Source organism: Chryseobacterium metallicongregator, assembly GCF_031324065.1.
In the GTDB taxonomy this organism is placed as follows: Bacteria; Bacteroidota; Bacteroidia; order Flavobacteriales; family Weeksellaceae; genus Chryseobacterium; species Chryseobacterium metallicongregator.
In genome coordinates, this window is record NZ_JAVIXS010000007.1 from 48,451 (window position 1) to 63,629 (window position 15,179).

Annotated in this window: 16 protein-coding genes and 1 riboswitch; of the genes, 5 read left to right on the top strand and 11 right to left on the bottom strand. The window is 37.0% G+C overall.

What is annotated here, in order from left to right:
* The first annotated feature begins 3 nt into the window (after nt 1-3).
* The 4 genes from REB14_RS11685 (at nt 4) to REB14_RS11700 (ending at nt 2,793) form a co-directional block, all read left to right on the top strand.
* Entirely contained in the window at nt 4-603 is a 600-nt protein-coding gene (locus REB14_RS11685; protein ID WP_145953210.1) for a hypothetical protein, read from the top strand.
* A gap of 570 nt (nt 604-1,173) precedes the next feature.
* Nucleotides 1,174-1,431, top strand: a complete 258-nt coding sequence (locus REB14_RS11690; RefSeq protein ID WP_079240724.1) for a hypothetical protein — start codon at nt 1,174-1,176, stop codon at nt 1,429-1,431.
* Nucleotides 1,432-1,450: 19 nt separating this feature from the next.
* On the top strand, nt 1,451-2,131 hold the full coding sequence (locus tag REB14_RS11695; RefSeq protein ID WP_309522273.1) for a hypothetical protein: 681 nt from the start codon (nt 1,451-1,453) through the stop codon (nt 2,129-2,131).
* A gap of 137 nt (nt 2,132-2,268) precedes the next feature.
* On the top strand, nt 2,269-2,793 hold the full coding sequence (locus REB14_RS11700) for a thermonuclease family protein (RefSeq protein WP_309522274.1): 525 nt from the start codon (nt 2,269-2,271) through the stop codon (nt 2,791-2,793).
* A gap of 154 nt (nt 2,794-2,947) precedes the next feature.
* Here the strand turns inward: REB14_RS11700 and REB14_RS11705 are convergent, their stop codons facing one another.
* The 9 genes from REB14_RS11705 to prpB all read right to left on the bottom strand — a co-directional run bounded on the left by REB14_RS11705 (nt 2,948) and on the right by prpB (nt 12,976).
* Nucleotides 2,948-3,772 carry a 5'-nucleotidase, lipoprotein e(P4) family gene (locus REB14_RS11705; protein WP_079240727.1) on the bottom strand — a complete coding sequence of 275 codons (825 nt, stop codon included), beginning with the start codon at nt 3,770-3,772 and terminating at the stop codon, nt 2,948-2,950.
* Nucleotides 3,773-3,911: 139 nt separating this feature from the next.
* Nucleotides 3,912-4,694, bottom strand: coding sequence for an enoyl-CoA hydratase/isomerase family protein (locus REB14_RS11710; RefSeq protein ID WP_079240728.1), 783 nt, complete (start codon nt 4,692-4,694; stop codon nt 3,912-3,914).
* A gap of 2 nt (nt 4,695-4,696) precedes the next feature.
* Entirely contained in the window at nt 4,697-5,581 is an 885-nt protein-coding gene (gene mmsB / locus REB14_RS11715; RefSeq protein ID WP_309522275.1) for a 3-hydroxyisobutyrate dehydrogenase, read from the bottom strand.
* 2 nt (nt 5,582-5,583) lie between these two features.
* On the bottom strand, nt 5,584-6,693 hold the full coding sequence (locus REB14_RS11720) for an enoyl-CoA hydratase/isomerase family protein (RefSeq protein WP_079240730.1): 1,110 nt from the start codon (nt 6,691-6,693) through the stop codon (nt 5,584-5,586).
* A 15-nt stretch (nt 6,694-6,708) separates the two neighbouring features.
* Nucleotides 6,709-7,869 carry an acyl-CoA dehydrogenase family protein gene (locus REB14_RS11725; RefSeq protein ID WP_079240731.1) on the bottom strand — a complete coding sequence of 387 codons (1,161 nt, stop codon included), beginning with the start codon at nt 7,867-7,869 and terminating at the stop codon, nt 6,709-6,711.
* Between the two features lie 7 nt (nt 7,870-7,876).
* Entirely contained in the window at nt 7,877-9,373 is a 1,497-nt protein-coding gene (locus tag REB14_RS11730) for a CoA-acylating methylmalonate-semialdehyde dehydrogenase (RefSeq protein ID WP_309522276.1), read from the bottom strand.
* Between the two features lie 67 nt (nt 9,374-9,440).
* Entirely contained in the window at nt 9,441-10,892 is a 1,452-nt protein-coding gene (locus REB14_RS11735) for a bifunctional 2-methylcitrate dehydratase/aconitate hydratase (protein WP_079240733.1), read from the bottom strand.
* A 34-nt stretch (nt 10,893-10,926) separates the two neighbouring features.
* Nucleotides 10,927-12,081, bottom strand: coding sequence for a bifunctional 2-methylcitrate synthase/citrate synthase (gene prpC / locus REB14_RS11740; RefSeq protein ID WP_034700194.1), 1,155 nt, complete (start codon nt 12,079-12,081; stop codon nt 10,927-10,929).
* Nucleotides 12,068-12,976, bottom strand: a complete 909-nt coding sequence (gene prpB / locus REB14_RS11745) for a methylisocitrate lyase (RefSeq protein ID WP_309522277.1) — start codon at nt 12,974-12,976, stop codon at nt 12,068-12,070. The genes prpC and prpB overlap by 14 nt, the downstream gene beginning before the upstream one ends.
* Nucleotides 12,977-13,423: 447 nt before the next feature.
* Nucleotides 13,424-13,616: riboswitch (cobalamin riboswitch) on the bottom strand.
* 248 nt (nt 13,617-13,864) lie between these two features.
* On the opposite strand from prpB, the gene REB14_RS11750 reads away from it, so the two are divergent.
* Entirely contained in the window at nt 13,865-14,431 is a 567-nt protein-coding gene (locus REB14_RS11750) for a hypothetical protein (RefSeq protein ID WP_309522278.1), read from the top strand.
* A 94-nt stretch (nt 14,432-14,525) separates the two neighbouring features.
* Here REB14_RS11750 and REB14_RS11755 read toward each other — a convergent pair whose 3' ends face one another.
* Nucleotides 14,526-14,795 (bottom strand): GIY-YIG nuclease family protein, encoded by a 270-nt coding sequence (locus REB14_RS11755; RefSeq protein ID WP_079240738.1) that lies wholly within the window; start codon nt 14,793-14,795, stop codon nt 14,526-14,528.
* An 85-nt stretch (nt 14,796-14,880) separates the two neighbouring features.
* Nucleotides 14,881-15,179, bottom strand: a 299-nt coding sequence (locus tag REB14_RS11760; protein ID WP_309522279.1) for a GIY-YIG nuclease family protein, incomplete at its 5' end; no start/stop codon positions are given.

Sequence of the window (15,179 nt, forward strand, 5' to 3'; positions counted from 1 at the left end):
AATATGAAAACCTTTTTATGTTTAATTTGTTTGATAGTGTTATCTCAGTGTCATAAAGTACCTCCACAGAAAGAACAAAAATCAAAAACATTAGAAAATCTACCAAGTGTAATTATAGAGGGTAGTAGTTTAACAAAAAAAAATATATCCTTGGATTGTATTGAATTAAAAAATAATAAGTTACAAGATAATTTTAATTTTTTAAAAACAAATATTGTTTATTACAGTATCAAAACAATTAATAAGAATAAATTAAATGATTTGGAATATTATAAATCATTTTTAGTTAAAATACCCTTTTTGAATTTTTTACCCAATGATTTTATTAAGAGTAATTTCAAGTTTAAAAAATATTTTAAAGAAGTAGAAAATTATGGAGATTGTCATATTGGAGAATTTATCTTTTTAAATAAAATTAATTCAAGACAAAACAAAGCTTATGTATTATTTAATACTACTCGAAATGAAGTAACAATTTGGTATTATGATAATATGAAATTTGACCCAAATGATATTGTTCTAACTTATAGTATTAAAGGTATTAATTCTTATTATATAGTTAAATATTCAGAAGAATGTCAAGCTTTTGTTCCTTTAGAATAATGGTTATCAAATGAATTAACATTTTACAAACAAAAAAACGCTCTATAAAGTCTCTTGACTTCTAGATGAAAAGTAAATAATTTAATATTATACAAAGCCTCGCATTTTGCGAGGTTTTGTACTTTAAGAATCGTCTTTATCATTTGTAATGTTATTTATTCAGTGCTCAGACAACACTGTTTTTCTTAAATTTACCATTCGGAGAAACAATACTGGAGCATTATATACAGCGGCAATAAAAACTATAAAAGCGGTGTTTCGAGATTCAGAATTTCGAGAAGCGTTTAAAAATAGATTTGGTGTAAATGATAAAATGATACAAACAATGCTCAGAGATGGAGATGGGCCCACTGTTATAATGAATGAAAGTTTACTTGATTTGGCGAGTTTTGATCCAGGTGGTGATCCCAATGTTATTAAAATAGATTCTGCGTAGTAAATACGGTTTCAAAAAATAAAGGAAATAAAAAGTATATTGATAATTTAGCAGAAATAATAATTCATGAAGGTGGTCATTGGGCAGACTATGCAATTGACCATCATTCCAAGGAATCTGAACCACTTTTTAAGATGAGTCTTAAATCAAAAAGTGGTAGGTCAGATGCAGGAGATAATTGGGAAATTATTTATTTTAGAACAGATACTCAATTTTCTGCTTCTGATCGTGATATAATTAGTGAAAAGTTTGATGGAATTAGGAGGAATAATGCAGCAAAAGACTTTAGGCAACAACGTCAAATCAGGGACTTGAAATCAGAAAAAAAACCATCTATTTTAGATAATTATAAAAAACCAAAAGATAATTTGCGAGTAAGAGGATGTTATTAATCTAAAATTTTCAAATAGTATGAATTTTAAAACTAAGATAGTTATGATTTTATTATCCTCTTTATTAATTACGAATTGTAAAGAGGAAATGAAGAAATGTGTAAGTCAATCAACCGATACTAATGTAAAACTATATAATGATTTAACAGATCAGTTGATACCTTATTTTTTTAGAGAAGATTATTTAGGTGAAAAAAGATATTTTGATAGTTTAAGAGTTCACGATGATGATTTATATATCGAAGAGAAGACAAAAGCGCACAACGAAATTTTTAATCATCCTGAAAAATTTTGCAATTTGTATATAGATTCTACTAAAAGTAAAAATACATATTTCGGGACAGATAATACCGAGGTTTATTTAAGACGCATAATCAGAACGAAGGATTCTTTTAAAGACTTTTCTAATAGTCCAGATATTAAAAATTTAAGCATACGAAGTTCTATAAAAGCAAATCAATTTAATTTGTGTACCGCAAAAGTCCTGGATCTGGCAGAGTATGATAAACATACAAATGAATGTGAGATAGGTGTTGTCTATTTTTCAGAGATTGTATTCGATACTTCAAAAAAAAGAGCATTAGTTTTTGTTGACCATCGTATAAAAAAAGATTATTACGGTAGAAATGCTGTATTTAAACTAAGATTGCATGATAATTATTGGGAAATAGAAGATGCTATGTTAGTGTCAACTTCCTAATTTCCGGCTCCTGCTCCGCAAAGTCTCCCGACTTTGAGGTGAAAAAAAATCAAATAACTTAATTTGATAGTATAAAAAACCTCGCATTTGCGAGGTTTTTTAATTAAACAAGAACTACTAATCCCTATATTTGCTCCATGAAACGATTAATGCTGCTGTACATACTTTTCCCTGTATTTCTATTCTCACAGACTACCGGAAAAGTGATTAAAATTTCAGACGGAGATACCATTACTTTACTGTTAAAAGGAAATCAACAAAAAAAGATCAGATTAGCCGAAGTTGATTGTCCGGAAAGTGGACAAGCGTTCGGTAAAAATGCAAAGCAGTTTACTTCTGCGCAGGTATTCGGAAAAACGGTAAGCTTTGTTGAAACGACTACTGACCGTTATGGAAGGTCTATTGCGAAAGTGTATTATGATGATGGGAAGTACCTTTCTAAAGAGCTTATCAAAGCAGGATTGGGATGGTGGTATTTTTCCTACTCAAAAGATGCTTCTCTGGGCAAAATTCAGGAAACTGCAAAGCTTAAAAAAGTGGGACTTTGGCAGGATAGTAACGCTCTCGCTCCCTGGGACTATCGCAAAATGAAACGTGAGCTTAGAAATAATAAGAAAATCGAAGCAGCTAAGAACGGAACAAAAATAAAAGGAGTCGCATAAATATTTTGACGGAAGCTTGGAGAAAGCAGTCAATTGATTAGTCTCCTGACAACTTTCATCATTTCTTGCCTTTCTACTTTATGAAAACATATAAAAAAACCTCACAACAATATTGTGAGGTTTTTCGTTCTTATATCTACAGTTTAGATTTTATTTAAGGATTAGATTTTACTGCATCGTACATCATTGAGTTTTTCTGCTGATCCGTGTAATCATATTTGTATTGATAAAATGATGATTCCCAATCTCCATAACCAACGTTAGGTATAATTATGAATTTCTTACCAAAATCATTAGCTGAATTCTTTACTGCTGAAGAACGATCTGTTTCTGATTTTTTATCAAATATATCTGAGAAATCGGCAAGATTATCGCCTAGCAGCAAAACAATATTATAATTTTTAGCAATATCTTTTCTTCGGGTTTCCTTGCTGCTTTCTTTGGATCTCAGGATAAGGTTGGCATCGCTTTGAATTGGAAAATTGTATTTTTTTAAATTCTTTAAAGTTCCTTCGCGCTCCTGTTCCACACGGTTGGTCACATAAAATACCTGAATTCCTTTGCTGGCGGCATACTGATAGAATTTCTGAGAACCTGTAAGCGGAGTGGCAATACCTTTTGCGGTCCATTCTTCCCATGTTTTCTGATCATAATTCTTTCCCATTTTTGAACGCTCAACAGCGTAATAAGAATTATCTAGAAAGGTCTCATCAATATCAGAAACAATGGCTAAAGGTTTGTCAGATTTCTGCGATAAAGCTTCATCCAGACGAAGCGTGGCAATATTGTACGCCTGAAGACACAATGCTTCATATTCTGCGGCCCTTTGCTGATAAAAAGCGGCGTATATCTTCCCGTCACGTCCAAGGTTTTGATAAGGTGTATTGTCTGTAGAAGTCTTTGAAACTGGTGCCGTTGTTGTACACGATATAACCGAGACAAAGAAGCAGCTGGCGATAATGAGATTAAAATTTTTCATAGAATTTGAATAGGAAGAACAAAATTATGACAATTTGATTGTATGACAAGTATTTTTGGGAAGTAAAAAAAGGAGACCGGTAACAAAAACAGACCAGCCTCCTAAAAATCAAATATATCTTTTAAAATTATTTTATCTTTTATTCTCCTTTAAAATCAGGGTTTCTTTTTTCTATAAATGCGCCAATACCTTCGTGATGATCCTTCGTGTCGAATAATTCCCCGAATAAAATGGCTTCCTGTTGCAAACCATCTGTAATGTGTAATTCTACACCTGTATTCAATGATTGTTTTGCCTTCGCTACGGCTACAGGACCTCTTGATGCAATTGTTAATGCTAATTTCTGGGCTTCATTCAATAATTCTTCAGGAGCAATCACACGGTTTACAAATCCCAATTCTTTACAGGTTTCTGCTGAGTAAAATTCACCGGAGAATACCATTTCCCGGGCTTTGTATAGTCCGATAGCTCTCGGTAAACGTTGTGTTCCTCCAAAACAGGGTAATAATCCAAGAGTTACTTCTGGTAATCCGAATTTTGCTTTTTCACTGGCCAGAATGATGTCACAGGATAAAGCCAGTTCGCACCCGCCACCTAATGCAAAACCGTTTACTGCTGCGATCACGGCCAATGGTAATGCTTCAATAGAGTTGAAAGCGGTTTGAGCCATAACAGAAAAATCGGTTGCTTCCTTTGGGGGCATCCCTTGCATTGCTTTGATGTCGGCACCCGCAACAAAAGCTTTTTCTCCGGATCCGGTAATGATTAAAACACGGATGTCTTTATTGGATTGGATTTGTTCAGCAAATGCTTTCAGCTCTTTTAAAACCGTTTCATTCAAAGCATTTAAAGCCTGCGGGCGGTTAATGGTTAAGGTGCCAATATATCCTTCCTGCTGGTATAGTAGTGTTTCAAAATTCATGATTACTGATGTTTGTTTAAGAATTGAATAATGCTTGAAAAATCGCTCGTGCCATTTCCGGCTTCACTCCAGATTCTGTAAAGGTTTAAAGCAGCATTTCCTAATGGGGTAGAGGTTCTGGTTTCCAGGCCTGCTTCTGCTGCCAATCCTAAGTCTTTTGTCATTAAATCTACTGCAAAACCTCCCGAGTATTCTCTTGATGAAGGTGCATTTTCCATCACTCCGGGATATGGATTATAGACTTCCAGCGACCAGTTTCTACCGGAACTTTTCTGCATGATTTCACTTAGTATTTTCGGCTCTAATCCGTGACGAACTCCTAAATTGATAGCTTCTGAAGTTCCGATCATATGTATGGCAAGCAACATATTATTACAGATTTTTGCTACCTGTCCCGCTCCGGAATCCCCGGCATGGAAAATATTCTGTCCCATACATTTGAGTATCGGTCTTGCCTTTTCGTAGTCTTTGGTTTTACCACCAACGATAAAGGTTAATGTTCCTGCCTTTGCTCCTGCAGTACCGCCAGAAACAGGTGCGTCGATCATTTTACATCCCTTTGATGTGGCCAGTTCAGCAACAGAGCGGGCAGTTACGGCATCAATAGTACTGCTGTCGATGATCAATGTATCAGGTTTCAGTTGGCTGATAAACTCTTCAGAATAGAGTTCCGCAACGTGTTTACCAGATGGAAGCATGGAGATAATGACATCCGCGTCTTTCGCAGCAGCTAGAGCAGAATCGGATATCTGTCCGCCTGCTGAAACCAGTATTTCCAAAGCTGATGGGGAAAGATCAAATCCGGTAACGTTATGACCTTTTTGTACAAGGTTGATGGCCATGGGACCACCCATATTTCCTAATCCTATGAATGCTATATTTGACATATTTAATCTTTTTTTCCTAAGTTTTTTAATGGATGTTCCTCACCGGACCAAAGCGGAGTAAAATAGCTGTCTACCCATTCTTTGGTTATATCATTTAATGTTACAGGCTGCCACTTTGGAGACTGGTCTTTATCTACAAGCAATGCTCTTACGCCTTCTGCAAAATCCGGATGGATGCAGCATTGGCACGATAAGTTTAATTCAGATTGAAAGACTTCTTCCAAACTTAAATTTTTACCTTCTTTTAATTGTCTGAAGATAATATGTGCTGAACTTGGAGAGCCTGCTTCAAAGCTTTTTATTCCTGGATTGATCCATTCATCTTTATCAGGATATTGCAGTAAAATTTCTTTAAACTGTTCTAAAGAATCTACTCCTTCAAAATTTTTGATGAATAAATGATGGTTCTGTGCCTGTGACTCGGGGATATCTGTTTCTTTGGAGATATTTTCCAGAATTACAGAAACCGTTTGATGGTTATTTCCATTCCATTGAGCCTGATTAAGCATATTTAATAAGGTTTCTTTTGAATTGGAAGAAACGTAATAGTCTGCCAATCCCAAGAACTTACAGTCTGCTCCATCTAATCTGGCACCCGTTAATCCTAGATAAATTCCATAAGCGGAAGGCATTTTATTTAAAAACCATGTACCGCCAACATCCGGATATAAACCGATAGTAATTTCAGGCATTGCCAGCTTACTTCTTTCGGTCACAATACGGTGGGATGCTCCTACCATAATTCCGATTCCTCCACCCATCACAATTCCGTGTCCCCAGACAATAATGGGTTTCGGATAAGTATGGATAGCATAATCTACCTGATATTCCTTGAAAAAGAAATCGAAACACAGCTGGGGTACTTTTGTTTCATCAACGCTTTGCTGTTCAATAATAGCATCATGCAGCTTTCTTACATCTCCTCCGGCGCAAAGAGCTTTTTCACCGGCTCCCTGAATGAACAGACAGACTACTTCATCAGCTGTTTTCCAGTCTTCCAAAACAGCTTTCAGTTCTTCAATCATTTCTAATGAAAGCGAATTGAGTGTCTTTTCGGAATTCAGGGTGATGATCCCGACTTTATTTTTTATTTCTGTTAGTACTAAACTCATTTTTAATCTTTTGAATTAACGGATTTGTATCATGTCTCCTTCTTCTAAAATCTTCCTTGAAATCACCAGTTTCATAATTTCGTTGGTTCCTTCTACCACCTGATGCACTCTGGCATCCCGCATAAGACGTTCCACCGGAAAGTCCTGTGTACATCCATATCCGCCCAGTATTTGTAATGCTTCGTTGCAGATGTTAAAACACATATCGGTTGCCAGACGTTTTGCCATAGCACAGTAAGTAGTAGCATTCGTGTCTTTAGAATCTAATTTGAAAGCCGCCAAAAGCACCATCTGACGGGCTGCCACCAATTCTGTTGCCATGTCAGCAATTTTAAACTGCAGTGATTGAAACTGAGCCAATGATTTTCCAAACTGAAGTCTTTCATGCATATATTTTCGGGCTTGGTTAATAGCTCCCTGTGCAGCTCCTACAGAACATGTTCCGATGTTGATACGGCCGCCATCCAGACCTTTCAATGCTATTTTAAATCCCTGCCCCAATTCACCTAAAAGATATTTCTCATCTACTTCCACATGATCAAAGAAGACAAAGCGTGTCGGCTGGGTATTCCAACCCAATTTTTTCTCTTTTTCGCCAAAGCTGATCCCTTCAGAATTAGCAGGTATTACAAATGCACTGATTCCTTTAGGACCAGAGTCTCCCGTACGGGCCATTACAATAAGTATATCACTTTCGCCGGCTCCGGAGATGAATGCTTTCGTTCCGTTAATAATGTATTTGCTGCCTTTTTTTACTGCCGTAGTTTTTAGGGCTGCAGCATCAGAACCGGAACCTGGCTCTGTAAGACAATAAGAACCTAATAATGTGCCTGATGACAAATCCGGACATAGTTGTTTTCTGATCTCTTCATTCCCAAATTCATCAATCATCCATGAAACCATATTGTGTATGGTAATGTAGGCGGTAGTAGAAGGACAGGCTGCTGCAAGTTCTTCAAATATAATGGCAGCATCTAATCGTGATAATCCCAGACCTCCGGCATCTTCACTGGTGTACACACCGCAAAAACCTAATTCTCCGGCTTTGGCAATTGCGTCTCTCGGAAATATCTTCTGAGCATCCCATTCCGAAGCATAAGGAGCCAGTTCTTTATCGGCAAATCTTCTTGCGGCATCCTGAAACGCCAATTGATCTTGATTTAGGTTGAATTCCATAGACAACTTATTTTAAACTGATCGTCATATTCAGGTCGCCTACAGGAATATCTTCTTCAAACCAACGGGCTGTAATCGTTTTGGTTTCTGTATAAAAACGAACTCCTTGTTTTCCGTAAGAATGCAGGTCGCCAAAGAATGATTTTCTCCATCCTGTAAAAGAGAAAAACGGTAATGGGACAGGAATCGGAAGATTTACCCCGATTTGTCCCACTTCAATTTCATGCTGAAATTTTCTGGCTGCCGCCCCTGAGTTGGTAAAGATGGAGGTTCCGTTTCCATAAGGATTAGCATTGATGATTTTAATGGCTTCATCCAGTGTTTCCGCCTTTAATAATAATAAAGCAGGTCCAAAAATTTCTTCCTTGTAAATGTCCATATCTGTTGATACGTTATTGAATAACGTTGCTCCTACAAAGTATCCGTTTTCATAGCCTTCTACTTTACAGTCGCTGCCATCCAGTAATACCTCAGCTCCCTGATCATAGGCACTTTTAATCAATCTTAAAACCTTATCTTTTGATTGTTTGTTGATTAAAGGACCAAAAGCTGCTGAATCATCAGACCAAACTCCAGGTTTAATGGTGCTTAAAGCTTTTTTGATATCATTCACCCAATTTTGAGCTTCCCCCACTAAAACAGCTACACTGATTGCCATGCAACGTTGTCCGGCAGCTCCGCAAGAAGCTCCTACAAGATTATTGATGACCTGTTCTTTATTGGCATCCGGCATTACTACCATGTGATTTTTTGCTCCTCCAAAAGCCTGAACTCTTTTCAGATTATCAGTTCCTGTGCGGTAAACATGCTCCGCAACGGGAACAGAACCTACAAATGAAATGGCTTTGATTTCCGGATGGTTCAGAATATGATTCACCTGGTCTTTGGAGCCGTGAACAATATTTAAAACTCCTTTAGGAAAACCAGCTTCCAGAAATAGCTCTGCCATTTTCATAGAAGTCATAGGCGTTTGTTCCGAAGGTTTTAAAATAAAGGTATTTCCACAGGCAATGGCCATGGGGAACATCCATAAAGGAATCATTGCGGGAAAGTTGAAAGGGGTGATTCCTGCACAGACTCCAAGGGGCTGAATATAGCTGTAGGTATCAACACCTCTCGCTACATTTTCTACCGTTTCTCCCATCATGAGCGTTGGAATGTTGCAGGCATGCTCTACCACTTCAATGCCGCGCCATACATCTCCCATGGCATCAGGGAACGTTTTTCCATTTTCTTTGGAAAGGATTTCGGCAATTTCTTTTTGATTTTCTTTTAAAAGCTGCTGGTATTTTAGAAAGAATCTGGCTCTTTCCGGAGTAGCTACTTCTTTCCATGTTTTGAAGGCCTCTTTAGCTGCTTCTATGGCTTGATCTATTTCAGACAATTCCGTTAAAGGAACTTCTGCAAGAATTTCCTGAGTAGCAGGATTTTCTACGGGAAGGTACTCTGTAGTTTTACTTTCTATAAAATTTCCGTTGATTAATACTTTTACTTTTTGTGACATGATTTTTAGATTGAGAGTGAAAAGCTGAGAGTGCATTTCATTTTCCACTCTCAACCTTTGAATTAGATTATATTACCAGAAGATCAACGAATTCGTTGACATCCAGGTTAACAAGCGTATCGTATTCTAAAGAATTTTCTAATACAATTCTCTGTTGTTTTTCCGGGAAAATTCTGGCAAGATTTACTTTGTATTTCTTGATCAGTTCAGGAATTCCTTCTTCTCTTCTGCGTTTGTGACCGATTGGATACTCTACTACGATTTCGTCCAGCACGGTTCCGTCGTTTAATTCTACCGTTAAAGCATTGGCAATGGAACGTTTTTCAGGATCATGATAATCTGTGGTGAACTGTACATCTTCCACACATTCAATTTTATCACGAAGGATGTCGATTCTTGGATCTGATGCTATGTTATCTTCATAGTCTGCAGCAGTCAGCCTTCCGAAGATCAATGGAACTGCTACCATATACTGGATAGCGTGATCACGGTCAGCAGGGTTGTTTAATGGACCTTTTTTATCAATGATGCGAATGCATGCTTCGTGGGTACGGATGGTTATTTTCTTGATATCTTCAGATGATTTTCCTGATTTTTTTAACTGATGATGTAAAGTCATTGCTGCTTCTACAGCTGTCTGAGAGTGGAATTCTGCAGGGAATGAAATTTTGAACAAAACATTTTCCATAACGTAAGAACCATATTCTCTCTGGAATTTGAATTCATTTCCTTTGAAAGATACATCATAGAATCCCCATGTTTTCGCTGTTAATACTGATGGATAGCCCATTTCACCTGTTTGGGCAATTAATGCCAGACGTACAGCTCTTGAAGTGGCATCTCCTGCTGCCCAGGATTTACGGCTTCCGGTATTGGGAGCATGGCGGTATGTTCTTAAAGATTGTCCGTCTACAAATGCTAATGAAACGGCATTGATCAGCTCATCACGGGTTAAGCCGATCAGTTTTCCGACAACGGCTGTAGAGGCTAATTTTACCAATAATACATGGTCTAAACCTACTTTGTTGAATGAATTTTCCAATGCGATAACTCCTTGAATTTCATGGGCGATGATCATTGCTTCCAGAACCTGTTTCATTTTTAACGGAGCTTTTCCTTCCGCAATATTTGTTCTTGAAAGCCAGTCTGCTGTTGCTAAAATTCCTCCCAGATTGTCTGAAGGATGTCCCCATTCAGCAGCTAACCAGGTGTCATTGAAATCCAGCCAGCGGATAATTGCCCCGATGTTGAAAGCAGCCTGTACCGGATCCAGCTGAAATTGTGTACCAGGAACTTTAGCTCCGTTTGGAACAACAGTACCTTTTACGATAGGTCCTAAAAGTTTGGTACATGCAGGATAAGTCAGTGCTTCCAATCCGCATCCGACCGTGTCTAATAAACAGTAGTGCGCTGTTTTCCAGGCTAAATCATTTTTGATTTCATAGCTTAACACATAATCTGCAATATCTGCTAATACCTGATCCGGTTGTGGTCTTTCGTTTGAAATGTGTGATGACATCTTTATTTTTTAGTTTAATTATGAATTGATTTTTTTATTTTCTGTTTTCGATGTTGACAAAGTCTTTATTTTCAGGACCTGTATAATTGGCACTTGGGCGGATAATTTTTCCATCCTGTCTTTGTTCAATAATGTGTGCGCTCCATCCTGTGACTCTTGAAATCACAAATAGTGGAGTAAACATCAGGGTAGGAACTCCCATCAGATGGTAAGATACTGCTGAGAACCAGTCCAGATTGGGGAACATTTTCTTTTCTTCCCACATCACAGTTTCCAGTCTTTCAGCAATATTGTACAGCAGCATATCTCCGGCTTCCTCGGAAAGTTCTTTGGCTACTTTTTTAATGACTACATTTCTTGGGTCCGATATGGTATAAACAGGATGTCCGAATCCGATGATTACTTCTTTGTTGGCAATACGTTTTCTAATGTCTTCTTCTGCTTCATCAGGAGAATTGTAGCGGCTTTGGATTTCAAAAGCCACCTCATTGGCTCCTCCATGTTTTGGACCTCTCAAAGCACCAATAGCTCCTGTGATACAAGAATAAAAGTCTGATGAGGTTCCGGCAATGACACGTGCGGTAAAAGTAGAAGCATTAAACTCATGTTCAGCATACAGATTAAGAGATATTTCCATTGCTTTCACCCATGAATCAGGAGCTTTTTTACCATGTAAAAGGTGAAGGAAATGCCCGCCAATAGTATCATCATCAGTTTCTACATTGATTTCTTTGCCATTGTGGGTATAGTGATACCAGTATAAAAGCCCGGAACTGAATGATGCTAATAATTTATCTGCAATATCTCTTGCTCCGGCTACATTGTGATCATCTTTTTCCGGCTGAATACTTCCAATTGCTGAAACCATCGAACGCATAACGTCCATGGGATGTGCGGCCGCCGGAATACTTTTTAAGATATTTCTTACAGAGTGGGGAAGTCCTCTCAGTGATTTTAATTTTGCTTTATAATTTTTGAGTTGAGCTTCAGTAGGCAGCTGGCCATAAATCAGAAGATAGGCTACTTCCTCAAATTGCGCTCTTTCTGCAAGATCCAGGATGTCATAGCCTCTGTAATGGAGATCATTTCCGCTTTTTCCTACACTGCAAAGAGCGGTATTACCTGCTGTCACTCCGGAAAGTGCTACGCTTTTTTTAGGCTTAAATGTTGGTTCGCTATTCGTTGACATGAGTATTTTGTTTAAAAAGGTTATCTAATTTTTGTTCATAATCATGGTAGCCAATGCTTTGATAGAGTTCTTCTCTGGTCTGCATTGTGTCCAGTACATGCGCTTGTGTTCCATCTTTGCGGATGTGATGATATACATTCTGCGCGGCTTTATTGGCAGCTCTGAAAGCGGAAAGAGGGTAGAGGATGAGCCCTACACCTGCACTTTTCAGTTCTTCTACAGTGTACATTTTAATCATTCCAAACTCAGTGATATTGGCAAGTACCGGTATTCCGGAAGCATCAACAAATTTTTGATAAAAGCTTAAGTCAGGAACTGCTTCAGCAAAAATGAAATCTGCACCGGCTTCTTTGTAGGCGATGGCTCTTTCTAGCGTTTTTTCAAGACCTTCATTTGCAAAGGCGTCTGTTCTGGCTCCAATCACAAAATTTTCATCGGTACGGGCATCTGCAGCTGCTTTAAGTCTATCTACCATTTCCTCTTTGCTTACGATTTCTTTTCCGGGGCGGTGTCCGCAACGTTTTGCACCTACCTGATCCTCAATGTGAATGGCTGCTGCTCCGGCTTTGATTAATGATTTTATAGTTCGGGCAACATTAAAAGCAGAAGGCCCAAATCCTGTATCAATATCTACCAAAAGTGGTAAATCACAAATATTAGTAATACGCTGAACATCTATGAGTACATCATCCAGAGTCGTAATTCCTAAATCAGGAATTCCTAAAGACCCTGCAGCAACACCTCCTCCTGAAAGATAAATGGCATTAAAACCAGCCTGCTGTGCCAATAATGCATGGTTTGCATTGATAGCTCCAACAATCTGAAGGGGATTTTCTTTTTCCATAGCCTCCCGGAATTTTAAGCCGGGCGACTTCCAATTTTCATTTTTGATCATTATAATATTTATTGTTGAGTTGAAATTTGTTTGTTATTAAAGAAGCGGAAGAGCTGTAAAGACATCGCTTTTGAGTAAAAAGTAAAAAGTAGGAAAGGAGTTGAGACATCTTCCCATTGTGCTGATGTTGGGAATTTTGAGAAACTCTGATTGTACAGGTTTGTAAAATAAACCTGTTGGAACTCCACGAATAATTAAAATTGCTTTGGTACACCTTATCCCTTTTTACATTGATTAAATCCTATAAAAAGTTCTCTGTAAACTTCGCGGTGCTTTATTAAGAAAGAAAAATTACGGAAAGGGGATACGAATGAGCTACAGAATCATGAGAAGCACGAAACGTACGCTCATATTCATTTCAAAAAAAATAACACAGTTTGATAAAAAAGTTATCGTACTATATCCATATCGCATCATACCTGACTGTAAGCTTCAAATCGCGAAAGCATCGTCAATACGAAATAGGCAGGTCTCCTGACTTGTAACTGTTTTTATCATCCTTCCCATATAAAAAATATACAGTGGATATCAATTGATAAAAACTTTTTGTATGTTACTTACAGTTGCGCGACAGTTCGTGATTTACACACGATTCCCTTTTAATACACAGCTAAGTGTAACCAGTTTCGGTTGATAAAGAAGGTTTTAAGAACTCCTTGGTGGTAAATATAAGTATTTTATAATAACGAAAAAGATATTTTATGTAATCAATAGTTTTTTTACTGTAATCTATTGGAAATGATTGAGTTGTGGCGGGTGTTTTAGAAGAAAAGCGGATTGTTTATGTTGTTAAATTAATATAAAAGATAACCGGAAAATTAAAGATAGTTAATAAATTTGCTGTTCTTCTTTCATTTTATAAATTTTATTAATCGTATATTATTGATTATGGTAGACATTGCAGAATTTAAACAAAATCTGGGGTTGAGTGAAGTTCCTGTAGAGCTTGAAAAACTGATTTACTTCCAGAATACTATCTCTTCGTTTGAAAATTATTCGCAAGGATTTGGTGTACTAATCGATAGTAAATCAGGACTGAAAAGCTGGAGTGATGATGAAAGTTTTTTGAATAATATATTACCTTTTGCTCAGGCTAATGGTTCCGGTTCATTCTATGCGATCTGGAATAATGCAACGGATCAGTCTTTGAATAAAATGCCTGTTGTGGTTTTTGGAGATGAAGGTGGAGTTCATATTGTCGCTGAAAATAGTGTACAGCTTTTACATTTGCTTACTTTTGACACTGAAATTTCCGTAGATTGTGATGAAGCTTATTTTTATAGAGATGAAGAGGATTATGAAGAGAGTCCGGATTTAAATGAGTATTTGAGGTGGATGAAAGGAGATTACGGTTTAAGCCAGATTGAAGAACCTGATGTGTTGATTCAAAATGCTCAGGCCCGATATAAAGAAAGTTTTGATATATGGTTTGGACAATACTTTGAAGATCATTAATCTTGTATTAATAACTTCTCTGTATAAGATTTTCATTTTTGATAAGTGAAGTTTTTTTTGAGTGAAAAAGGATTCGAACCTTTGACCGTCCTGATTACAAATCGGGATGCTCTATCCCTGTTATATTTATAAGTTTTTGAATTCTGGATTTACTTTTCCATGCTTTGATTTGTCTTTCTCTTTTATATGCTATTGATTTGGATTCGAAAGTTTCAAAATAAACAATAACCCAATCTTTAGCTTTTGATGTAAATCCTTTGTGATCAGATAAGTGTTTTCTTAATCTTTCCTGTAAAGATTCTGAAGAATGCCCAATGTAGAATTTTTCTAAGGTCTTGGAATGAAGTATATAGCAAAAATACATGGAACTAATATAAACAAAAAAGACTCACTGTTTCCAGTAAGTCTTTAAGTGAGCGCGAAAGGATTCGAACCTTTGACCGTCCCGATTACAAATCGGGATGCTCTATCCCTGTTATATTTATAAGTTTTTGAATTCTGGATTTACTTTTCCATGCTTTGATTTGTCTTTCTCTTTTATATGCTATTGATTTGGATTCGAAAGTTTCAAAATAAACAATAACCCAATCTTTAGCTTTTGATGTAAATCCTTTGTGATCAGATAAGTGTTTTCTTAATCTTTCCTGTAAAGATTCTGAAGAATGCCCAATGTAGAATTTTTCTAAGGTCTTGGAATGAAGTATATAATACATGGAACTAATAGAACTAATATAAACAAAAAAGACTC